This window comes from Janthinobacterium sp. LS2A (assembly GCF_036543145.1).
GTDB classification, from domain to species: domain Bacteria; phylum Pseudomonadota; class Gammaproteobacteria; order Burkholderiales; family Burkholderiaceae_D; genus Janthinobacterium; species Janthinobacterium aestuarii.
Genome location: NZ_JAZHPB010000008.1, coordinates 144264 through 166107, shown reverse-complemented (window position 1 = coordinate 166107; position 21844 = coordinate 144264). Strand labels below are relative to the sequence as shown.

General features: G+C 64.8%; 24 protein-coding genes. 8 read left to right on the top strand and 16 right to left on the bottom strand.

The window, feature by feature from the left end:
• Positions 1-160: 160 nt before the first annotated feature.
• Genes mnmC through pdxR form a run of 3 tightly spaced genes read right to left on the bottom strand, consistent with a single transcriptional unit; the run spans position 161 to position 3875 of the window.
• Positions 161-1792 (bottom strand): FAD-dependent 5-carboxymethylaminomethyl-2-thiouridine(34) oxidoreductase MnmC, encoded by a 1632-nt coding sequence (gene mnmC / locus V3C40_RS21950; protein WP_219329722.1) that lies wholly within the window; start codon positions 1790-1792, stop codon positions 161-163.
• Positions 1792-2355 carry a DNA-3-methyladenine glycosylase I gene (locus V3C40_RS21945; RefSeq protein WP_331778512.1) on the bottom strand — a complete coding sequence of 188 codons (564 nt, stop codon included), beginning with the start codon at positions 2353-2355 and terminating at the stop codon, positions 1792-1794. The genes mnmC and V3C40_RS21945 overlap by 1 nt, the downstream gene beginning before the upstream one ends.
• 38 nt (positions 2356-2393) lie before the next feature.
• Positions 2394-3875 (bottom strand): MocR-like pyridoxine biosynthesis transcription factor PdxR, encoded by a 1482-nt coding sequence (pdxR, locus tag V3C40_RS21940; RefSeq protein WP_331778511.1) that lies wholly within the window; start codon positions 3873-3875, stop codon positions 2394-2396.
• Positions 3876-3980: 105 nt separating this feature from the next.
• On the opposite strand from pdxR, the gene V3C40_RS21935 reads away from it, so the two are divergent.
• On the top strand, positions 3981-4442 hold the full coding sequence (locus V3C40_RS21935; RefSeq protein WP_331778510.1) for an OsmC family protein: 462 nt from the start codon (positions 3981-3983) through the stop codon (positions 4440-4442).
• Positions 4443-5096 (top strand): FMN-binding negative transcriptional regulator, encoded by a 654-nt coding sequence (locus V3C40_RS21930; protein ID WP_331778509.1) that lies wholly within the window; start codon positions 4443-4445, stop codon positions 5094-5096.
• Here the strand turns inward: V3C40_RS21930 and V3C40_RS21925 are convergent.
• The 4 genes from V3C40_RS21925 to V3C40_RS21910 all read right to left on the bottom strand — a co-directional run bounded on the left by V3C40_RS21925 (position 5080) and on the right by V3C40_RS21910 (position 7423).
• Positions 5080-5220 (bottom strand): hypothetical protein, encoded by a 141-nt coding sequence (locus V3C40_RS21925; RefSeq protein ID WP_161784201.1) that lies wholly within the window; start codon positions 5218-5220, stop codon positions 5080-5082. The two genes, V3C40_RS21930 and V3C40_RS21925, sit on opposite strands and share 17 nt — an antisense overlap.
• Before the next feature lie 2 nt (positions 5221-5222).
• Positions 5223-6176 (bottom strand): AEC family transporter, encoded by a 954-nt coding sequence (locus V3C40_RS21920; RefSeq protein WP_331778508.1) that lies wholly within the window; start codon positions 6174-6176, stop codon positions 5223-5225.
• Between the two features lie 94 nt (positions 6177-6270).
• Positions 6271-6708 (bottom strand): CHRD domain-containing protein, encoded by a 438-nt coding sequence (locus tag V3C40_RS21915; RefSeq protein ID WP_331778507.1) that lies wholly within the window; start codon positions 6706-6708, stop codon positions 6271-6273.
• Between the two features lie 157 nt (positions 6709-6865).
• On the bottom strand, positions 6866-7423 hold the full coding sequence (locus tag V3C40_RS21910; protein ID WP_034753667.1) for a winged helix-turn-helix transcriptional regulator: 558 nt from the start codon (positions 7421-7423) through the stop codon (positions 6866-6868).
• A 253-nt stretch (positions 7424-7676) separates the two neighbouring features.
• Between V3C40_RS21910 and V3C40_RS21905 the strand changes: the two genes are divergently transcribed.
• Positions 7677-7913 carry a hypothetical protein gene (locus V3C40_RS21905; protein WP_319992211.1) on the top strand — a complete coding sequence of 79 codons (237 nt, stop codon included), beginning with the start codon at positions 7677-7679 and terminating at the stop codon, positions 7911-7913.
• On the opposite strand, the gene V3C40_RS21900 is transcribed toward V3C40_RS21905, so the two are convergent.
• From V3C40_RS21900 to V3C40_RS21885, 4 genes are read right to left on the bottom strand one after another with little or no spacing between them, the layout of a single operon-like run.
• Complete coding sequence (locus V3C40_RS21900) at positions 7910-8923, bottom strand: Csu type fimbrial protein (RefSeq protein WP_331778506.1); 1014 nt, start codon at positions 8921-8923, stop codon at positions 7910-7912. The two genes, V3C40_RS21905 and V3C40_RS21900, sit on opposite strands and share 4 nt — an antisense overlap.
• Positions 8923-11289 (bottom strand): fimbria/pilus outer membrane usher protein, encoded by a 2367-nt coding sequence (locus tag V3C40_RS21895; protein ID WP_331778505.1) that lies wholly within the window; start codon positions 11287-11289, stop codon positions 8923-8925. Before V3C40_RS21895 ends, V3C40_RS21900 begins: the two co-directional genes overlap by 1 nt.
• Before the next feature lie 46 nt (positions 11290-11335).
• Positions 11336-12064: a fimbrial biogenesis chaperone gene (locus V3C40_RS21890; RefSeq protein WP_235194250.1), complete on the bottom strand. Its 729-nt coding sequence runs from the start codon at positions 12062-12064 to the stop codon at positions 11336-11338.
• Positions 12065-12076: 12 nt separating this feature from the next.
• A complete protein-coding gene (locus V3C40_RS21885) occupies positions 12077-12607 on the bottom strand; it encodes a Csu type fimbrial protein (RefSeq protein WP_034753434.1) in 531 nt (176 codons plus the stop codon).
• A gap of 208 nt (positions 12608-12815) precedes the next feature.
• On the opposite strand from V3C40_RS21885, the gene V3C40_RS21880 reads away from it, so the two are divergent.
• Entirely contained in the window at positions 12816-12944 is a 129-nt protein-coding gene (locus tag V3C40_RS21880) for a hypothetical protein (RefSeq protein ID WP_257620510.1), read from the top strand.
• Positions 12945-12956: 12 nt separating this feature from the next.
• On the top strand, positions 12957-13763 hold the full coding sequence (locus V3C40_RS21875) for a response regulator transcription factor (protein ID WP_070305391.1): 807 nt from the start codon (positions 12957-12959) through the stop codon (positions 13761-13763).
• Here the strand turns inward: V3C40_RS21875 and V3C40_RS21870 are convergent.
• Together V3C40_RS21870 and pnuC are read right to left on the bottom strand one after the other, a co-directional pair.
• The gene (locus V3C40_RS21870; RefSeq protein WP_319992209.1) at positions 13760-16327 is read right to left on the bottom strand and encodes a TonB-dependent receptor; all 2568 of its coding nucleotides are present in this window, start codon (positions 16325-16327) and stop codon (positions 13760-13762) included. The genes V3C40_RS21875 and V3C40_RS21870 overlap by 4 nt on opposite strands.
• 330 nt (positions 16328-16657) lie before the next feature.
• Complete coding sequence (gene pnuC, locus V3C40_RS21865) at positions 16658-17248, bottom strand: nicotinamide riboside transporter PnuC (protein ID WP_331778504.1); 591 nt, start codon at positions 17246-17248, stop codon at positions 16658-16660.
• A 135-nt stretch (positions 17249-17383) separates the two neighbouring features.
• On the opposite strand from pnuC, the gene V3C40_RS21860 reads away from it, so the two are divergent.
• Entirely contained in the window at positions 17384-18145 is a 762-nt protein-coding gene (locus V3C40_RS21860; protein ID WP_331778503.1) for a substrate-binding periplasmic protein, read from the top strand.
• A gap of 6 nt (positions 18146-18151) precedes the next feature.
• On the opposite strand, the gene V3C40_RS21855 is transcribed toward V3C40_RS21860, so the two are convergent.
• Complete coding sequence (locus V3C40_RS21855; protein WP_198511246.1) at positions 18152-18853, bottom strand: isochorismatase family protein; 702 nt, start codon at positions 18851-18853, stop codon at positions 18152-18154.
• Between the two features lie 77 nt (positions 18854-18930).
• On the bottom strand, positions 18931-19797 hold the full coding sequence (locus tag V3C40_RS21850; protein ID WP_331778502.1) for a pirin family protein: 867 nt from the start codon (positions 19795-19797) through the stop codon (positions 18931-18933).
• Positions 19798-19916: 119 nt separating this feature from the next.
• Here V3C40_RS21850 and V3C40_RS21845 point away from each other — a divergent pair, with 119 nt between their 5' ends.
• Positions 19917-20822, top strand: coding sequence for a LysR family transcriptional regulator (locus tag V3C40_RS21845; RefSeq protein WP_331778501.1), 906 nt, complete (start codon positions 19917-19919; stop codon positions 20820-20822).
• 46 nt (positions 20823-20868) lie between these two features.
• On the top strand, positions 20869-21672 hold the full coding sequence (locus tag V3C40_RS21840) for a metallophosphoesterase family protein (RefSeq protein WP_331778500.1): 804 nt from the start codon (positions 20869-20871) through the stop codon (positions 21670-21672).
• On the opposite strand, the gene V3C40_RS21835 is transcribed toward V3C40_RS21840, so the two are convergent.
• Positions 21669-21842 carry a hypothetical protein gene (locus V3C40_RS21835; RefSeq protein WP_175560566.1) on the bottom strand — a complete coding sequence of 58 codons (174 nt, stop codon included), beginning with the start codon at positions 21840-21842 and terminating at the stop codon, positions 21669-21671. The genes V3C40_RS21840 and V3C40_RS21835 overlap by 4 nt on opposite strands.
• Positions 21843-21844 lie beyond the last annotated feature (2 nt).

Sequence of the window (21844 nt, the reverse complement as noted above, 5' to 3'; positions counted from 1 at the left end):
TCGTCAAAAACCAGCACGAGTCCACTGTAGCGAACTTATGTTGTTCGGAAAACAAATTAAAAAGAGTTTGGAAAGCTGAAAAACGTATATGGAGATATTGCAGCGTAAAGCCGGGGTCAGACCCGCCGGGTCTGACCCCGGAATTTGCCTTTGGGTGTCCTCAGGAAGCGCGGCGCCGTTCCCGCAATAAAAATCGCGCAGGATCCAAGGCAGCGGCCAATTGACTCTCCAGCGGCAGCGGCTCCCCCTCCAGCTGGCACGCCAGCAGCTCGGCCGCCAGCGGCGCCCAGATCAGGCCGCGCGAGGCGTAGCCGAGCAAGCCAAACAGGCCGGGCCAGCGCGGCACGTCGCGCAGGCGCTCGCAGCGGCCCGGTACGCCGCGGTCGGGCAAGGCGCCCGCCAGCGGCAGGCGGTCCGGTGCCATGCAGCGAAAGCCCGTGCGCCCGGCCAGCGGCGCGGCGAACGGGGCCACGCCAAGGATATCGGCGATCTTCGCGATATTGTCTTCCTGGCTCGATGGGCGCAAGCTGGTGTCCGCGTCCGCGTCGTAACTGGCGCCCACGCACACGATGCCCTGGTGCGCCGGCGTCATGTAGGCTTCGCGGCAGACGACGAACGGCAACGATGGCAAGCTTCCTTCGGCCAGGTGCGTGACCTGGCCGCGCACGGCGTCCAGCGGCAGGCCGGCCGCCTGTTCGAAATCGACGGCACCCGTGCCCGCCGCCAGGATGACGTTGGGTGCAGCCGCGATCAGGGCGCCGTCCGCATCGCGCACCAGCCATTCCTGGTCGCCGCGCTCCAGGCGCAAGGCGCTGCTGGAAAAGCGCCGCGTGAGCGAGGCGCCGCAGGCGTCCAGCATGGCCGCGCAGACGGAAGACGGGCGCGCCCAGCCGCCCTGCTCGAACCACCAGGCGCCATCGGGCGCCGGTGCGCCCAGCATGGCGGTCGCCTCGGGCGCTTCCAGCCAGCGGGCGAATTCACGCGGATACAGGCCACTGGCGGCGATCTGCCGCTGCACCTGCGCATGCGCGCCGTCGCGCGCCAGGTGCAGCACGCCGCTTTGCGCACCCTCGATGGCGGCGCCGATGCCTCCCAGGTCTTTCCAGCGGTTCAGCGAATACAGGTAGGCGGCGCGCACCAGGCGCGTGGCGATATTGTCGTCCTTCGACATCAGCGGCATGAAGATGCCGGCCAGGTTGCCCGAGGCCTCGCTGGCCGGTTGCATGTGGCGCTCGACCAGGGTCACCTTCCAGCCGCGCGCGGCCAGCCGTTCGCAGGCGGCCGCGCCGGCCACGCCCGCGCCGATGACGATGGCGCGCCGCTCGGGCGCGGTGACGGCCGCGTACTCTGCGCGCCGCGCATAAAACACGGCGCGCAAACGGCTCTCGTCAAAAACAAAGCCATTCTTTTGCAGGGCCGCGCGCTGCGCCTCGTCCAGATGCACGGCTTGCAGACGGGCGCCATCAGCCATCAGGCGCGCCAGCACCGGCGTGGCTGGCGGCACCCAGGCCAGGTGTACTTCATCGACGCGCGCCGACAGTTGCGCCAGGCAGGTATCGGCTTCGCCGATCAGCACATCGAGCGTGACGAGGCCATCGTGCGAGACCATGCGATGCAGGCCCGGCACGCAGGGCGGCCATTGCGCACGCCACTCTTCGGGCAAGTGGCGCGCATCGACGGGACGCGGCGCCAGCGCGATGTAATGCAGGCGGCGACCGCCATGCGCCGCACAGGCGGCACGCAAGCGGGCGCCGTCAAAATCCGTATCGAGCAGGACGAGCACGCGGTGCATCAGCGCCCCGCGCGGCAAAAGCAGGCGGGCGCATGGTCATTGACCATGCCGATGCCCTGCATGTAGGCGTAGATGATGGTCGAGCCGACGAACTTGAAGCCCAGCTTGAGCAAGTCTTTCGACAGTTGGTCGGACAATGCCGTCTTGGCAGGAAATTCGCCCGGCTGCCAGCTGTTGACGATAGGCTGGCCATCGACATACGCCCACAGGAAGCTGTCCAGGGTCTGGCCTTGCGCGCGCAGGCGCAAATAGGCTTGCGCATTCGTGATGGCGGCCGCCACCTTCAGGCGGTTGCGCACGATGCCGGGGTCCGCCAGCAGCTGCGCCACCTTGTCCGGGCCATACGCGGCGATCTTTTCCGCGTCCCAGTCGTCAAACGCGGCGCGGTAGGTGTCGCGCTTGTTGAGGATGGTTTCCCAGCTCAGGCCAGCCTGTGCGCCTTCCAGGTTCAGCATCTCGAACAGCCGGTGCTCGTCGTGGCAGGGCACGCCCCACTCCGTATCGTGGTAGTCGAGATAGCGGGGATTGGCCGGGTTGGCCCAGGAGCAGCGGATGGTGGTCATGGTCGTGTTCTTAATGTGCAGGCAAGTGCCAGTATAGTTTATCGGCCGCGCAGGATGCGGCCCAATTCCTGCAAGCCGTGCTCCATCTCGGCCGGGGGAATGGCCGCAAAGCCCAGCAGCAGCCCGGGCGGCGTGGCGCACTCGGGCCCCGCCGCCGGATCGGCATAGTGGTTCAACGGACGCAATTCGATGCCCCGTGCCAGGCCCGCGCGCGCGACCGTTTCTTCATCGTGGCCGGCGCGAAAATACGCGCACAATTCCAGGCCGCTGTCGGCCGGGCCGCACGCGAGCTGGTCGCACAATTCGCGCGCGATGCCGCGCACCAGCAGGTCGCGCCGTTCGGCATTGCTGTCGCGCGTGCGGCGGATATGCCGGCCAAAGTGGCCCTCGGCGATGAAGTCGGCCAGCGCCATCTGCGGCACGATGGCCGTGTGCCGGTCCATCACGGCCTTGGCTTGCACCAGCGCGTCGGCCAGCGCGGGCGGCGCCACCATGTAGCCGAGGCGCAGGCCAGGGAACAACACTTTCGACAGGGTGCCGACATACACCACGCAGCCGGCCCGGTCCAGGCTTTGCAGCGAAGCCAATGGCGCGCCCGCGTAGCGGTATTCGCTGTCGTAATCGTCTTCCACCAGCCACGCCTTGTGCTGTGCGGCCCAGGCCAGCAAGGCCAGGCGGCGGGGTAAACTCATGCTCACGCCCAGCGGCATCTGATGCGACGGCGTCACGTACGCCAGCTTCGCCTGCGGACAGTGCGCCACGCCATACGCCACGTCCAGCCCCTGCGCATCGACGGGGACAGGAAACACGCGCGCGCCGGCCGCGCGCAGCGGGCCGCTGGCGCCCCGGTAGCCGGGCGACTCCATCCAGACCGGGTCGCCGGGCGCCAGCAAAATGGTCGACAGCAGGAACAGCGCCTGCTGCGAACCGGACGTAATGACGATCTGCTGCGGCGTGCACTGGACACCGCGCGACGCCTTCAGATACACGCACAGCAGCTCGCGCAGCGGCAGGTAGCCGGCCGGATCGCTGTAGCCGAAATGGTGGTCGGGCCGGCGCCAGCGCCGCGCTTCCAGGCGGTTCCACACGTCGAACGGGAAATGGTCGATACGCGGCATGCCGACACGGAAGGCCCGCAGCGGGCCACGGTGATATGCCACCTGGCGCATGGCCGTCACCACGCCCTGGCCGCGCGCCGACAGGGGGCGCAGCAGGCCAGGCGCGACGGCAGGGACAGGCGCCGGCAGCGGAACGTCGCGACTGACAAAAGTACCGCGCCCCACGGCGCCATCGAGATAGCCTTCGGCCGTCAGAAGCGCATACGCATTGAGCACCGTCTGGCGCGACACGGCCAGCAGGCGGCAAAAGTCGCGCGTGGGCGGCAGCTGCATGCCGGGATTCATGCGGCCATCGAGGATGGCGGCCTTGATGGCCGCATACAGCTGGCGAAACAGCGGCTCGCTGGCGCCGCGCTGCAGCGGCAAGGTGGCGATGATCTGGTGCAAATGGGAAGCTGGCATGGCGGCACTCTTGAATTGGTATCTTCAAGATAGCACTTATTGGCTGTTTTAAATAGCCAAGACTGGCGCTAAGATGACATACCCCCTTACTCTTGCGGAGCACCCATGCATCAGTTTTTCGCCACCGTGGCCTGGCAGCGCGACGGCCAGGATTTCGCCGGCCAGCGCTACAGCCGTGGCCATGAATGGCAGTTCGACGGCGGCCTGACGGTAGCTGCCTCGTCGTCGCCCCTGTCCGTGCCGCTGCCCATGTCGGTGGCGGAAAATATCGATCCGGAAGAAGCGCTGGTGGCGGCCACGTCGAGCTGCCACATGCTGTTCTTCCTGTCGCTGGCGGCGCAGCGCGGCTACGTCATCGACGACTACCGCGACGAGGCCACCGGCGAGCTGGGCAAGAATGCGCAAGGCCGCCTGGCCATGACGCGCATCGTGCTGCGTCCACGCATTGCGTTTGCGGGAACGCCGCCCTCGCCCGAGGCGCTGACCGCCCTGCACCACGACGCGCACAAACGCTGCTACATCGCCAATTCGCTGACGGCCGACGTGGTCGTGGAAGGAGCCGATTAAATGTACTCGCCCGCCAGCTTTCGCGAAGAGCGCCTCGACGTGCTGCATGGCTTGATCGACGCCCATCCCTTGGGCGCGCTGGTGCGCCAGGGCGTCGATGGCTTGTGCGCCGACCACCTGCCGTTCGAGATCGCCGCGCCCACGCCCGACGCCCCATTCGGCAGCCTGCGGGCCCACGTGGCGCGCGCCAATCCGCTGTGGCGCGCCGCCGGCGGGAACGACGAAGCACTGGTGATCTTCCAGGGCCCGCACGCCTACATCACGCCCGCCTGGTATGCGGAAAAGCAGCGCAGCGGCAAGGAAGTGCCGACCTTTAATTACGCCGTCGTGCACGCCCACGGCCCCTTGCGCGCCATCGACGATGCGGCGTGGCTGCTGGGATTGGTGGAGCGGCTGACGGCACGCCATGAGGCAGATCAAGCCGCGCCATGGCGGGTGAGCGACGCGCCGGCCGCCTATATCGAGAAACTCTTGAAAGCCATCGTCGGCATCGAAATCCCCCTCACGCGCATCACGGGCAAATGGAAGCTGGGCCAGAACCGCAGCATGCAGGACCAGGCCACCATGGCGCGCGAACTGGCCGCCGGCACCCAGCCCGGCGCGGCGCAAGCACTCGGTGCGCTGATCGCCGCCAACGTCACGCCAGCCAGCTGACGGCCGCCGAAAACGTCAAAAACGACAGCGCCGTCGAGACCAGAATAATGCGGGCGATGCGCGCCGTCGCTGTGCTCTCGACGATGCGCAAGGCGCGCGGCGAGGCCCGGGGCCACGCGGCCACCCTCACGCCAGCCAGCTGACGGCTGCCGAAAACGTCAAAAACGACAGCGCCGTCGATACCAGGATGATGCGGGCGATGCGCGCCGTGTTCGCGCCAAAGCGCTCCGACAGCAGCGAGACATTGCTGGCGCTGGGCAGGCAAGCCACCAGCACCATGCAGGTCAGCGCGAACGGATCGAGCGGCGCGCCCAGCGCGATGGCCGCATGGCCAATACCCCACACCAGCAGCGGATGCAGCAGCAGTTTTTTCAGCGCCACGGGCACATACTCCCCCAGCGGCGCCGGGTCGGCCGTGCTCATTTGCGAACGGGCCAGCACGGCGCCGATGGTAAACAGGGCAACGGGCGAGGCGGCGTCGGCCAGCAGGCCCACCGTCTGCATCAATGGCTTGGGCAAGGCCAGTTCCAGCCACGATGACATGGCGCCCAGCACGATCGCCCACGGCATCGGGTTGCCCAGCATGCCCTTCATGGCGTTGACGATGGCGGCGCGGCTGCCGTGCGCGCCGCCGCTGCCGATGCGCGACAGGGCGATGCACAGCGAGCTGGTAATGAGCATGTCGACGACGATGGTGACGATGACGGGACCGGACGAACGGGGTCCGAGCAGGGTCAACAGCAGGGGCACGCCCATGAAGCCCGTGTTCGGGAAGGCCGCCACCAGCGCGCCGAAGGCGGCGTTGTTCCAGTCGATGCGGTGGCTCAGGGTCATGGCCGTGGTGACGCCCACCATGATCAGGGCGCACAGCAAGTAGACGCCGAACACGCTGCCATCGAGCAGCTGCGCGATGGGCGTGGCGGCGCCGAAGCGGTACAACATGCACGGCAGCGCGAAGTACAGGACAAAACTGTTCAAGCCGCCGATGGCGGCCAACGGCAGCAGCGTGCGCCGCACGGCCAGGTAGCCGCACAGTACCAGGGCGAAGAAGGGAAAGGTAATGGCGAGGATGGTCAGCATGAAGCGCCATTGTAGCGCGCTGCCGTGGCTGGCCGCCGGGCGCAAAAAAAGGCCGCTCGCGCGGCCCAAGGAGGTTTCGGGAAAGCGCCGGCGGCTATGGCTTGAGCTGGGCGCGGATCTCGCCGGCCGGGTAGGCGGCGCTGTGTACGTTCACGTACAGGTTGCCGGCCTGGTAGCTCGCATACTGGGGCGGCGTCAGCATGGCGCCGGCCGGCACGGCAAACATGCCTTCGGCCGTTTTCACCAGGGGCATGATGACGGGGCCGTTGGCGCCGGCCGGCGCTTCATGGATATGCGCGACGGTGGCCACCATGCCCGTATAGCGCACGCCGCCGCTGACGCTGCGGTCATGAGCGACGCGGATGGTGCTGCTGCCGCTGGCCGTGCTCGTATTGGCCGGCACTTCCTGCGCGCCCGTCAAGGTGACGTCATGGCCGCCCGGCTGATGCGGGCCATGGGAACAGGCGCCCAGCAGGGCGGCCAGCGCCAGCACGGTGGCGGCGCGGCGAGCGTGTTGTGGCAATGTAGTCATCGCAGTACTCCTTCAACGGACATCGGGTCACGGATGGCGCCTCGCCCTGCACAGCCGGGCCTGCGCCGCACTTGCATTGCATAGTGCGACGGTAACGCCATGCCGTGCAGTCCGTCTTGCTTTGCGCCAAACTCGGCGCACCTCCGCCAGCGCGTCTTCAGGCCAGATGCCCTTCCGCCACCCAGCCGCGGTTGGCGGCCGGCGCCTTCGGCTTGGGCGCGATGCCGCTGCTTTTTTCCGCGTCGAGGATGATGCTGCGCATGCTGTCGCTGGCGGCAGGCCCTGGCGCGAACGCGTAATACTCGTCATTGATGGGCAAGCCCGTCGTGGCGTCGACCAGCACCGGATCGGCGGCCAGGCCCGTATCGCGGCTGGCGATGACGAGGCTGGCGCCTTCGGGCGCGAAGTTTTCATTTCCCCAGGCGATAAACGCCAGCAAGACGGGCTTGAAGGCGCGCCCGGACTTGGTCAGCACATAGTCGTAGCGGGGCGGCTTGGCGCAATACAGGCGGCGCGTCATCAAGCCGCCTTCCACCAGGTCGGCCAGGCGGCGCGTCAGGATGGTGGGGGCGATCTTGAGGCTTTTTTCAAATTCGTCGAAGCGCGTCTTGCCGTAAAACGCTTCGCGCAGGATGAGGATGCTCCACCATTCGCCCACCTTGCCCAGGCTGCGCGCAATCGGGCAAGGCAAATTATTAAAGTTGGTATGTTTCATGGCCATCTCCTCACATTGATTCAACACAACAATCGAAAAAAATTTCAGTTGCAACACGGAAACTTAGTTACTATCATTTTGAAAGTGAGGTGCTTGCCCCTGCGGCGGGCTGAAAATACACGAAAACTCACACTTTCCTTGTTCAAGTACAATCATGGCTGGTTCTGCTCTCCCAATCCCGGTGCGAAAAACGGTGCCAGCCACGCCTTCCGGCGCTGCTGCCCACGCCCGTTTTTCACTCGATGCGTTCACGATGACCCCTTTGAAGCTTGCCGTACTGCCTGCCCTGCTCGCCCTGTCCCTTTGCCAGACCACCACCGCCGGTACCGCCGCTTCCGCAACGCTGCAGGCCACCTTCGTCGTGCAGGAAGCGTGCACCATCATCTCGCAGCGCAACATCACCCAGGTACGCTGCCAGCACAACACGCCTTATCTGCTGCACCAGCAGGCGACGCCATCGGGCGCCGGCCTCGTTACCGTCACGTTCTAAAAATAAATCGTTGCCGTCACCGTGTCCTTGTAGTCGCCGGGGCGGGGCGACACCTGCGCCGGCACGCGGCCGTAAATCGTCAGCGGCACGCTGGCGCCCGTGCCCGTGCCCGTGCCCGTCACCATGCTCGTGCCTGCCGTGCCATCGCCCCAGGGCGCGCCATCGAGCGTGGATGACAGCAGGTAGCTGACCTTGTCCGTCGTTAAGAGGTTTTTCATTTGCCGGTTGGCCACATTGGCCGCCACGCTGCCGCCGTTCAGGGCAATCTGATAGACGTTATTGTTCACGCAGCGCACGGACAAGGTGCTGGTGCTGCGCAAGTTGCCCGTCAGGATGGAGGCGTTGGCAAATGCCATCGGGCTGGCCGCGATGGTGCAGTCGTTGACGGCCGTGGCACTTACCGTGAAACCGAAGCTGCCGCTGGTGGCCGAGCACCCCTGCAGGTTGACGAGGCCATACGTCGTGTACGTGTAGGTGCCCACGCCGGCAAAGCTCGACGCATAGACGGTATTGGCGTTGGCGACCGTGGGTACGGCGGCCAGGGCCGTGCCGGCAGGAATCTTCGCGTACACGGTAAAGGTGGTGGAATACGTGCCGGGCGGGGCCAGCAAGCCGGCCGACAGGGTCATGCCAAAGGTCGATGGCGCGCCCGCCACGCCGGCGCCGCCCCAGATCTTCGCCGTCGCATATGAACTGTCCACGTACACGTTGTACTCCATGCGGTTGCTGCCATTGCCCAGCTTGCGCGGCAGGGCCGAGGTGGAATTCGTGCCCAGCCCCAGCGAGATGCACACTTGCGCATTGGGCGTAAGCAACTGTCCCAGGTTCAGCGACGAAAACAGGCAGCTGAAGGTGCCCGTGGCCTGCGCCACGTAATCGGTGCCGGAAATCGGGCTGACGGCGCCGAAATTGATATTCGTCATGCTGACCGTGCAGGTATCGGCCGCCTGCGCCACACTACCCCAGGCGCAGCCCAGCAGCAAGGTCAGCCATGGCAGCAGGCGGCGCATCAGCGGCCTCCTCCGGTGGCAGCGCAGCGCAACGGCCCGATCACGGGCAAGCCGCCCGCGGCAGGACGCACATACGCAAAGCCGACCGTGCACGCGCTGTCCTCCTCACCCACTTGCAACTGATTCTGTTCGTGCAGATCGTCGACGAAAATGATGCCGTCAAATCCCACGACCGTCTGCTTGCCGCTTTGCACATGCAGCACGGGCATGCCTGTGGCCAGCGGCTTGCCATCGGCGCCCTGCACGATGACGGTGGCGGCGCTGTAGCGTTCGACGGGAAAGGCCGCCAGCACGCCGGCCAGGTGTTGCGGCACAACCGTCATATTGCTCACGGGCACGCGCGCGTCGACGTCGAGTTCATCCGTGGCGATGCTGATCTGGTTATTGCCATAGGGATTCAAATTCGGCACCAGCAGATAGCCGCTCCTGCCCGTCACGCCGATCTGGCGGTTTTCATGCAGCACAGGAATATTGCCCACGCCGCCAGTGGAGACCAGCGCAAAACCGTTGCCCACCTGGCGCGCCGTCTCGACATGGCCATCCATCAGCACCAGCGCGCCGGCCGCGCCCAGCGAGGAGGCATTGCCCATGCTGCTGCTTTGCGTGCGCGCACTAACTCGGCCGTCATTGCCCAGGTATTCCACTTGCGCTTGCCGGTAGGCATTGCCGCCCACCGTGCCAGCTTGCAAGTTCCAGCCGAAGCCGCCGCCAAAGTCCGCCGCGCGCTGCGCGCTGACGCTGTGGCCGCTCTCGCCATTTTGCCGGCTGGCGCTCGTGCTGATGGACAGATTATTGTCGAAGGCCATGCTCAGGCCGACATAAAATCCCCGCTTCTCGCGTTGCCGCAAATCCTGGAACAGGCTGGCGTTCAGGAACAGGCCGTGCAACAGGGTGGCTGAATAGCCCAGGGTGGCCAGCTTCGATGACGGTGCGCCCGGTGCGCGGTAGCGGATATAGCTGCTGCTGATGCTGCTTCCCGCCGGCAAGGGCAAACTTACGGTAAAGCGGTCCGCCGCGCGCACCACGGGACTGCCGTCGCGCGAGGCCAGGTCGCCGAATCCGGCACTGGCGCGCACGCTTTGCACGTCGACGCTGAAGCGCGGCCCCATGTATTGGTAGCCTGCGCCCAGCTGCACGCCAAGGCTGTGGCCGGCACTGGCCGACAGCGATCCGCTGAGCACGCCTGCCTGGCCCAGCCGCACCAGCGCGCCCGCCCCCGCCTGATACAAGCCGGCAGCCAGTTCCGCATGGCCTTCAATCGTGAAGCTGTCGCTGACGCCATGGCGGACGGAAGCGCTGGCAACGAGCTGCCGCTCATAGCCGAACAGCCGGCGGCCATAGTCGCGCCGCACGGCGCCCGCCTCGACCGAATAATCGCTCAAGCCGGCAGCCAGCATGCGCGTATCGACATACAGGGGCAGCACGGTCGTCACGCTGCGCCCCAGGGCATCGCGCGTGATGAGGGTGGCTTGCCCGGCGCCATTGATGCCGGCCACCTGGTTCAGCACGAACGGACCGCTGGGCACGCTGGCAGCATATTGCTGCACGCCATTGACGTACAGGCTCAGCGATGAGGGCACGAGCGCCGTGCCATCGACGGAGGCGACGGGAAAGGTCAGCAGGTCGGGGCGCAGCTGGAAATTCTTGCGCCACTGCACGCCGCCCACGCGCACGGCGCGGCTCCAGCTGAGCGAAGACGAAATCAGGTCGCCCACTTGCCACGTCTGCAGGGTCTCGGGGTCGGCGTGACTCCAGAAGGTGTCAAAGCGCATGTACTTGCGCTGGTCCGACCCCAGGTTCACGGTGCCGGTATTGCTGAACACGCCACTGTCATTGAAATAGCGCAAGTCGTTGAAGATGGCGGCGCGCCGCGTCCGGCCCAGTTCCGCATAGGCTTCGTAATTGAGGACGGCGCCGGGCGTAACGCGCGACGGCGGCGTCTGCGGGGCCAGGCGCGCGTTGATGCGGTACGGCGAGCGCAAGTCGTCCGCCACCTGCAGCGACACGCTCTGGCGCGCCGCATCATAGTCATAGCTGAGTCCGGGAATCGCATCAAGCGCCACCTCGGTCTGACCGGGTGCGACCAGGCGCGCCGGGTCCAGCCCCAACTGCTGCAAGTTCGCCACACTGCTGCGCAAGCCTTTGCCCACCTGGGTAAAGCGCAAGATCAGCCCGGTTGATTCAGCATTCACAGTCACCTCCAGATACAGTTCATTCGGCGCCATCGGATCGCTCGGCAAGCTGGCCGGTCCCGGATCGGCACCCGTTTCGGCGGCCGATCCATCGGCCCTGGCCACCGGTGCCATGGCCAGCAACAGCAACAGCAACAGCAACAGCAACAGCAAGGATGCCAGTGCGCGTCTCATGGTTTAACCCGGTTCGCGGCAAACCCGCCCGCCATGGCGGCCCGGTTCAAGGTGTCGAATTCGTGGCAACGAGCGCCTTTGCATTCACGTTTGCCGCAATACTCAACGGTCCATCCAGTTCGGCCTCCCTGGCGACGGGCAAGCGCCAGACGCGCATGCGTGCCGCCAGGACATAACCAAACAGCCCCTTGCTGATGACAAATTCCTTGCCCGCCTGGTTCGTCAACGTCATCGCACCGATCTGTGCATGGAAATTGCCGCTGTTCTTGACACGCAACATCCACTCGCCCCGCTCGCGAAACACTTGCCAGTCGAGTATTTCCTTGCCCGGCGCACCGGCCGGCAGCACGAACACGGGCACCGAATAGCGCAGGCGGATATCGATGCCGCTGCGGCCCGCTCCATCTTCGCGGCTGACTTCATCGATGAGCACGCGATACGTCTTTTCCTGCGCCACGGGACCGGCCTGGGCACGCACGAGGCGGATGGTCTGCCGGCTGTTGGCGGCGATTTCCACGATCGGCGGACTGGCCACCAGTTCCTGCGTCGGCGCCAGAGTTTCCTCGCCATCGCGCTGCTCCCAGGCGAACACCCGCACCTGTCCGTAGATGGGCTGGTCGCCGAGGTTTTGCAGGCTGATGCCGGCCGCATTCTGTGGCGCGCGCAAATTGAGCGTCACCGGCGAAATCTGCAGATTGGCGCCGTGTGCGCCCGCCGCACAGCAGGCCAGCAGCGCCAGCACGCTTTTCATCAGGGAAACAGCACCGGCCTTCACGCAGCGCCTGGCTTAAAAGTACACGGTGGCCGTGATGGTCGACTTGTAGGTATCGGGCGCCGGTGTCGCTTGCGGCGGAATATTGCCGTACACCGTGATCGGCTGCGATGAACCGTTGCCTGTGCCGCCGACGGTATTCGTGCCCTGGGTATCGCCCCACAAGGTGCTGCCGGCCGTCTGGTACAGATTGAATTGCACCGTCCCCAGGTTGCCGCCAGTACCGCTCATATAGCGCGTGGTGCCGCTCGATCCCGTGCCCGAGCCGGCCGTCAGGCCCACGTTATACAGCGTGGTATTGGTGCAGGTGACATTCACGGTCGTATTGACGTTAACGGCAGTAGCCAGTACACCCTGACTTTGGCCAAAGTCGAGATTGGCCGCCGCGATGGTGCAATTGGCGATGATTTTCAGGGTGACGTCAAAGGTGGTGGTGGCGCTGCCATTCAGATACACGGCGGCGTCGGCGCTACGCGGCAGGAACGCCGTGGCGGCAACCGCCACGCTGGCGGCAACGATAAGGCGGGGAAAAATAACTCGCAACATGATACCTCCTGATGATGGAACATCATTAATGAGCCCACCAATATGAAGGGCATCGAGGATAGTCACGGTATTGCCGGCGTTTTCTTGGGCACGCAAACCAGGACGACAAAAAACTTGTGCCGAGAGTCAGGAACCCGGGGACTCCGGCATTGTTTGCAGCATTTGCAAAACAGATTTTTTGGCAATCGACATTGCTTAAAATCAATGCATGAGCGAATTATTGGCGATCTGGGAAATCCGCGCTTCTTCTGGCGGAGAAACATCTTTTGAAACACGAGAAAAGCAGAAAAAAAAGAAAAAGCAGGGCATAATAAGCAACAACTTGCTATTTGGTTAAGTCATCCATGCCATGCCATTGACCAGCGAAACCATCAAAAAGAATATCCTGCTCGTGGACGATTCCGCGTTCGAGCAGCGCATGCTGATGGAGCTGCTCAGCGAGCAGCCCTATCGCTTCAGCATTGCCTTCAATGGCTACCAGGGCTACCAGCTGGCATTGGCCACGCATCCCGACCTGATCCTGCTCGACGTGCGCATGCCCGAGATGGATGGCTACACGGCGTGCCGTTTGCTCAAGGCCAATCCCGAAACGGAACAGATACCCGTGATCTTTCTCAGCGGCGCCGATGCCGCCAAGGAACGCATCATGGGCTTGCAGGTGGGCGGCGTCGATTACATTTCCAAGCCCTTCTTGCCGGAAGAACTGGCCGCGCGCATCCATATCCATCTGGGATTGATGCGTAGAAGCAACAGCACGCCACCGACAGCGACCCCGGTCAGCGACCGGCAGCAACATCCGGACCTCGTGTTCGTCAATGCCGTCAAACAACTGATTCTCGACAACTTGGGCAGCCTGCCCAACCTGTCCGAAATCGCCCGCAGCGTGGGCACCTACCGCGAAAAGCTGACCTTGATGTTCCGCGAGCAGACGGGCATGACAGTCTTCGCTTTCATCCGTGAAGCGCGCATCGCCCGCGGCGTGGAACTGCTGCAGCAGACCGAGATCGACGTGCAGGATATCGCCCTGCTGATCGGCTTTCACAACGCGGGCAACTTCGCCACGGCCTTCCGCGAACGCATGGGCGTCACGCCCAGCGCCTACCGCCAGCGCCTGCATGAACAGACGGGCCAGCGGCAGGTGTCAAACGGTCATTAGAACTTGTAGTTCAGCTTGAGCGAGGCGAAGCGGCCGCGCGGGTCGGCCTGCGTATAGTCGAAACCCGAGGCCGAGTAATCCCACGGCGCGCGCTTGTTGGCCAGGTTTTGCACGATGAAGGTGACGTTCGCCGCTGGCGTGACTTGCCAGCTGGTGGTCACGTCAAACGTGCTGAAGGCGGCCACGGATTCATCGAGATGCGTGTTTTGCGCATAGCTGCCCACGTAGTTCCAGGTGAGCGTGGACGACCACTTGCCCTGCTCCCACGTGGCTGACGTGACGCCGCGCCATTTCGGAATCGAGCCGAAATAATTGGTGCCGGCACCATCGGTGAGCGGCGCGCCGTCCGACAGCGGCTCGGCAAAGCGCAGCACGCGGCTCAACTGGCCGGCCAGGGTCAGCTTGCCCCAGTCCTTGTCGACGAAGCGCTGGCGCAGGTCGAGGTCGATACCCGACACTTCGCGCTGTCCCTGGTTGCGGTACTGGCGGTACAGGGTCGTGATGCGGCCATCGGCATCGCGCGTGATCTTCTGCGGCGCCGACGCTTCATTGGCGAGCGTGGTGGTGGCGCTTTCCGTGCCGATCACGCCATCTTGCTTGATGCGGTAGTAATCGAGGCCGATGCTCGAACTGCTGGTCGGCGACACCACCACGCCCAGGTTCAGGTTATTCGAGCGCTCCGGACGCAGCGCCGTATTGGCGATGGTAATGGCCGTCACGCCGCGCGTCTGCGTGGGCGTGATCGGGTCGCGCGGATCGAGCACGCTGACGTAGCTGACGGCCGTGCTTTGCGTGATTTCCGGCAGCGACGGCGCGCGGAAGCCGCGCGACACGGTACCGCGCACCAGCAGCCACGGCGCCGCCTGGTAGCGCGCGCTGGCCTTCGGCGAAAACGCATTGCCGAAATCGCTGTAATGGTCGGCGCGGCCCGCCAGATTGACGGACAGGTCTTTCACGACGGGCACGTTGAATTCGGCAAACAGGGCCGACACGCTGCGCGAACCGTTGATGATGTTGATGGCCGGGCGCAGCTCCGTACCCGACAGCACGGCCGTCGAGGTTTGCGAATCCATCTTTTCGCGGCGCCACTGGGCACCGGCGGCAAAGCCCAGCGGACCGGCCGGCAATTGCCACAGGTCTTTCGCGGCCGAGAAATCGACGGTGTCGAGGGTCGACTCGGCCGGACGCAGGGTCGACAGGCGCAGGCGGTTGCGCACCGCTTCGCTGTTTTGCGACTGGTCGAGGAAGTTATAGCTGCCATCGGCCAGCACCTTCTGGAATTCGTAGCGGTTGACGAAGTTCTGCACGGTTTCTTCCAGCTTGCTGCTGGAGTGCCCCACGGCCGCATCCCAGTCCCAGCCCGCCAGCGTGCCTTTGACGCCCGCCAGCGCGCGGTAGAAGGTGACCTTGTCCTGTTTCAGGCGCGGTCCCAGGTCGAACAGGGTGGCCGTGAACGGCAGGGGCGTGGCGCCCGGATTGTTCGGATGGCCGACCGGCAGCACGACGGGGATGGTGTCGAGCGCCTGCGTGGCGTTGTTCCACACGCGCGTGGCATTGTTGACAGTGAGCGGCGCGCTGAAGGTCTGGTCGGCGCGCGAATAACTGTGCAGCAAGTCGACGTACGCTTCCGTGTCCGCGTTCAGTTTGAAGGTGGCGCGCGCGGCCGTGTGCACGCGCTGGATGCCGGGGATCAGGGTTTTATACGGCGACGGGTTATACGCGAGCACTTGCCCCGTCTTGCCGGGCGTGATGTCGCCATAATTGACCAGCTGCAGCGGTCCGCGCACCCCGCCCAGGGTCCGCGTCGGATCGCTGCCCGCATAATTGGTGGCTACCCAGCCAAGCGCGCCACGCTGCTGATTGCGGAAGTCCGCATCGCGCATCCACGCCACGTCGCTTTGCTGCAGCTTGTCGCGCTGCTGCGCGTCGATCGAGAAGACCAGGCTGTAGCCGTCTTCCTCGAGCTTGCCGAAACCCGTCTGCAGCGCCGCGCTCTTTTCATGCTGGCCCGTGCCTTCGGTCGAGCCGCCCCACTGCGCCGTGATGTCCGTGCCCGTGAATTCCTTGTACAGGATGATGTTGACGACGCCGGCCACGGCATCGGAACCGTAGATCGACGAGGCGCCATCCTTGAGCACCTCGATGCGCTGTACGGCCGCCATCGGCAGGCTGTTCAGGTCGACAAAGGTTTCCTGCAGGTTTTGCGCCGTCGCATAGCTGGCAACGCGCTTGCCGTTCACCAGGATCAGGGTATTTTTCTGGCCGATGCCGCGCAGCGACAGGCCCGAGGTGCCGGCCGAGAAACTGCCCGTATATTGTTCGTTGTAGCTGTTGCCGCTGTTGGCGGAGATGGCGCGCAGCACATCCGACACGCTGGTCTTGCCGCTGGCTTTCAATTCCTTGGCCGTGATGACCTGCACGGCGCTGGCCCCCTCTTTTTCGCTGACGCGGATATTCGATCCGGTGACGTTGACGCGCAGCATGTCGTCCTCGGCATGGGCGATGGTGGAGACGGCGGGAAAGGCGGCGGCGATGGCAAGACTGATGGCGAGTGGTTTGAACATGGTTTCCTCTTATTGGGATTGCAGCCTTTTTCAGATAAAAAAGGCCGAGCAGGGGCACACGGACCGGATTGGCCTGCGGGCAAAACGACGACGGGGGGATGAAGGAATTACGGGATGCGTGGACGGGCACGCATCGGCATCCACTGCGCCATGCATTGCATGGTCAGCTGGTGCCGGGCGGCGTAAAAACAGGCAGAAAGGGTAAAACGCAACATAAAAGACACCGGTAAGCGGGGAAAGGCCACTATATCCCGGTGTCTTTATGGGGTGAACGAATTAAAAATTGAATGTATATACGATTTGGATCTAAGGACTTGGTTTTTGGCAATATCAGGCGTCGGCCAGCGCCGGCGGTGCGGCCGCCGCGCGGCGTGCCTGCACGCTCCACCAGTACCAGGAAATGACGGCGTTGACCCAGTAGGCCGCATACAGCACGGCTGTCAGGTGCAGGCCGCGGCTGTAGTAGAGCGGCACGGCGACGGTGTTGACGAGCAGCCAGAAAGCCCACGTTTCGATGCGGCGGCTCATCAGCAGGAATTGCGCGATGATGCTAAATACCAACACCGCCGAATCGATGAATGGCGCGTAGGCGTTCGTGAAGCGGTGCAGCAGCATGCCGTAGATCGCCACGGAGGCGATACCGGCCGGCACGACCCAGGCCAGGCTGCGCCAACCCGTGCGCGTGATCGGCAACGGCTTGCCGCCGGCGCCGCGCCGCCATTGCAGCCAGCCGATGACGCAGGTGACGATGAAAAACAGCTGCAGCATCACGTCGGCGTACAGGTTGACCTGGAAAAACAGCACGGCAAACAGCACGCAGCCGACCATGCCGATCCACCAGGAATGAATGTTGTTGCGTCCGGCCAGGATGATGGAAGCAGTCATCAAGACATTGGCGGCGATCTCGAGCGGGGGAGTCAAGCGGATTTCCTTTGGATGAAGACAGCCGCCACTATAGCCCATTTGATATCCGCAACCCGCCATGCACTGCTTGACTTCCGTGGCCATTCTGGCAAATTGCTAAGCACTACACTTGAACCACTGCGGAGATGTTCCATGCGCTTGCGCCACGTGCTGCTTGCGGCAACGCTGCTTGGCAGCGTCCTGCCCGCCCTGGCCTGCCGCATGACGATGGCGCTCGAGCAATGGCCGCCGTATGTCTACCGCGACGCCCAGGGCAGTTATACGGGGCTGGACCTGGAACTGCTGCGCGCCATCTTCAAGGAGGCGCGCTGCACCTTGCTGACCGTGCCGGAACTGCCCACGGCGCGGCGCCAGCTGCTGTTCCAGAAAGGCGAACTGGACCTGCTGCCCGCCGCGTCCGAGACGCCGGAACGCCAGTCCTATGCCCGCTTTTCCCTCTCGTATCGCGATGAAGCCGTCGGTGTCTTCAGCAAATCCGGCGCGCACGGCAACCACCGCCAGGTCGCCAGCTTCGCGCAGCTCGCGCGCGGCAAGTCCACCCTGCTCGCGCCCAAGGTGGGCTGGTACGGGGCCGACTATGCGGCGGCCCGTCCGGCAATGGAAAAAGACGGCCGCCTGAATACCTTCGGCAGCTTCCGGCAAGGCATCCTCATGCTCGACGCAGGCCGCGCCGACCTGTTGCTGGGCGACGTGCTAGCCGTGCGCCACGAAGCGCGTCTGCAGGGCGTGGCCTTGAACACCCTGCCCTTCCTGGCACTGCGCGCGCCCGTGCACCTGATGCTCAACGCGCGCACGACCAGCCCCGCCGACCTGGCGCAACTGAACGCCGCCATCACACGCCTGGAACAGCGCGGCGTGCTGGCGGCGATACGCAGCAGCTACGAAGCGCCGTAGCGGCGACTAACCCTTCGATGCCGCCTCGAGGATTTCCAGCTTCGTTTCGCGGCCATTCTTTTGCACGCCCTGCGCCTTGTCGTAGCTTTCGATCAGCGCGCGGTACGGCGGCACGATGTGGTCGGTCATGATGGCGGCGAATTCCATCGCATCGGCGCGGTTCCAGGTGCTCATCACTTCAGCCAGCACGGCATACGTGTCGATCGGCACGGCGCCCGCTTGCGTGACGCGTGCCATGGTGATGTCGGTGGCCATCTTCGACCAGTTGCCCGAGGCGTCGATGATGGCAAACACCTTGTAGCCGGCCGCCAGCGCGCTGATGGTGGGAAAAGCCATGCACACGCTGGTGAGCGTTCCGGCGATCAGCAGGGTCTTGCGGCCCGTCTTCTCGATGGCTTCGACCCAGGCCGGATTGTCCCAGGCGTTGATCTGGCCCGTGCGCGGGATGTAGACGGCTTCCGGATTGAAATGGTGGATTTCCGGGATCAAGGGGCCGTTCGGGCCGTCGGGCACGGACGCGGTGGTAAACGTCGGCATCTTGGCCAGGCGGGACAGCTTGGCCAGCGCCGTGACGTGGCCGCGCAGCACGTGCTGCTCGATGTCGCGCACCAGCTGGAACAAGCCGCTCTGGTGGTCGATCAGCAGCATGACGGCGTCGTCGGGATCGATCATCGGTGGCAAACCTTGGAAGTTGGCGGGGGTGCTCATGGTGGTCTCCTGAAAAACCGTGCCGCGGGATGCGGCACGGGTACTACACAATTCGCTACACAAATTCGCTGCACAAATTACTTCGCGATGCGGGCAAAACGGCCGCTGTTGAAATCCTCGAACGCCTGCGCGATTTCCGCTTCGGTGTTCATGACGAAGGGGCCATGGCCGACGATGGGTTCATCGATCGGCTCGCCACTGAGCAGCAGCACCACGGCGTCGTTGTTCGCCTCGACGGTGATGCTGTCGCCGTCGCGCTCGAACAGCGCCATCTGCGCTTCGCGCACCACGCTCTCGCCATTGACCAGCACCGTGCCATGCAGGACGATCAGCGCCGTGCTCCAGCCGCGGGGCACGGGCAGTTCCGTCAGCTTGCCCTGGGCCAGGCGCACATCCCACACCTGCATCGGCGAGAACGTGCGGGCCGGGCCATGCTGGCCAGCGAAATCGCCGGCGATCACGCGCACGGAACCTGCATCGTCGGGCAGCGCCAGCGTGGGTATCGTGTCGCTGGTGATGGCCTGGTAGCCGGGCGCCGTCATCTTGTTTTTCGCCGGCAGGTTTACCCACAGCTGCACCATTTCCAAGGTGCCGCCCGACTGCGTGAAGGCAGGCGAGTGAAACTCTTCATGCAGGATGCCGGCGCCGGCCGTCATCCACTGCACGTCGCCGGGGCCGATCACGCCGCCCTGGCCCGTCGAATCGCGGTGCGCCACTTCGCCCTTGTAGACGATGGTCACCGTTTCAAAGCCGCGGTGCGGGTGCGAGCCGACGCCGGGCGGACGGGTGCCGGGGGCAAATTCGGCGGGGCCGGCATAGTCGAGCAGCAGGAATGGGCTCAGCTGCTTGCCATGGCCGTTATACGAAAACATCGAGCGCACGGGGAAACCATCGCCTACCCAGTGCTGGCGCGGTGCGCTGTAGATACCTGTGACTTTGTTCATCTCGATCTCCTGTTGAGGTTTGCATTACGATGGAGACAGAATAGACCTGCAACGATGAAGCGGGTAGACGGTAAAATAGGCCATCAGCGTTCCAAAAATAGAACGATCAAGGAGGTGGCATGCAAGATCTGAATGACTTGTATTACTTTGTGCAGGTGGTCGACCATGGCGGCTTCGCGCCGGCCGGGCGCGCGCTGGGCATGCCGAAATCCAAACTGAGCCGGCGCATCGCGCTGCTGGAAGAGCGCCTCGGCGCACGCCTGCTGCAGCGCACGACGCGGCATTTTTCCGTTACCGACGTGGGACAGACGTTTTACGAGCATTGCAAGGCGATGCTGGTGGAAGCGGAAGCGGCGCAGGAAGCGATCGAACTGACGCGGGCCGCGCCGCGCGGCACGGTGCGCCTGTCCTGCCCCATCGCCCTGCTGCAATCGCTGGTCGCGCCCATGCTGGCCGGTTTCATGCGCGCGCATCCGCAGGTGACTCTGTTATTGGAAGCGAGTAACCGCCGCGTCGACCTGGTGGCCGAAGGCATCGACGTGGCCATCCGCGTGCGTCCGCCGCCGCTGCCCGACAGCGACCTGGTGCTGCGCGTGCTGGCCGAACGGGGCCAGTGCATGGTGGGCAGCCCGTTACTGTTCGCCGGCGCACCGCTGCCGAAGGCGCCGGCCGACCTGGCCGACTGGCCCAGCCTGGCCCTGGGCATGCCGCAACAGCACTACCAGTGGGATTTATATGGCCCCAATGGGGCGCGCGCCCAGCTGCGCCATACGCCGCGCTTCGTCACGGGCGACATGCTGACCCTGCGCGACGCGGCGGTGGCCGGCGTGGGCGTGGTGCAGCTGCCGACCATGATGATCACCGAGCAGGTGGCCAATGGCAGCCTGCTGCAGCTGATGGAGCAGTGGCGGCCGCAGCGCGAAATCATCCACGCGGTATTTCCCTCGCGGCGCGGCCTGCTGCCGGCCGTGCGCGCGCTGATCGACTACCTGGCGCACAGCTTCGCCGCGCTGCCGGAAGAGTGAAGGTTTTCAGGTACGATGGTACTCTTTCAACAGGCGTGAAAACAGCATGCGTTTATTGATACTGTCGGACCTGCACCACGAGCTATGGCGCGACGAAGCGCCGCAGGGCAACCTCGCGCTCAGCTGCCCCGACGCCGTCATCCTGGCCGGCGACATCGACACGGGCACCCGCGCCGTCGCCTGGGCAGCCAGCGCATTCGCGAGCCTGCCCGTGCTGTATGTGCATGGCAACCACGAAGGCTATGGCCACCATCTGGACAAGGTGCGCCAGGAGCTGCGCGCGGCCTGCGCCGCCACGCCCAACGTGCATTTTCTCGATGCGGAGTCCTATGTGATCACCGACCAGGCAGGCAACAAGGTACGCTTCCTGGGCGCCACCCTGTGGACGGATTTCCGCCTGCTGGGCGACGACACGCGGCAAGCGGCCATGCGCGACGCGGAAGCCGTCATGAACGATTACAAGCGCATCCGCCTGGCCGGCATGGGCTTTCGCAAGCTGCGCGCGGCCGATACGGCCATGTTCCATGCGCAGCAAAAAGCATGGCTGGCGCGCGAGCTGGCGCAGCCCTTCGACGGACGCACTGTCGTCATCAGCCACATGGCGCCGTCGCTGCTGTCGGTCGACGATGCCTACGGCAGCGAAGGGTGTTCGCCCGCCTACGCCTCGCGCCTGGACGACCTGGCCGCGCAGGCGGACCTGTGGGTGCATGGCCACCTCCACGTCTCGCGCGACTACCGCATCGGCCGCTGCCGCGTCGTCAGCAACCCGTGCGGCTACAAGACGCGCAGCGGCACGCCGCAAAATCCCGCTTTTGATCCGAACTTCATCGTCGAACTGCCGGTCCGCTAATCGTCAGCTTTGAGGCGGCCCGCCAGCATTTGCTGCAGGCGGTGCTTGCCGGCCCGGCGCGCCGCACGCGGCGACGCCTCCGACTGGTGCGCGCCGGCGCCGCCGCGCAGTTTCGCTGCCGCCACCAGCGGATTGCGCGGCTTGGGCGTGGCTTTCACTTTGATTTTCATAT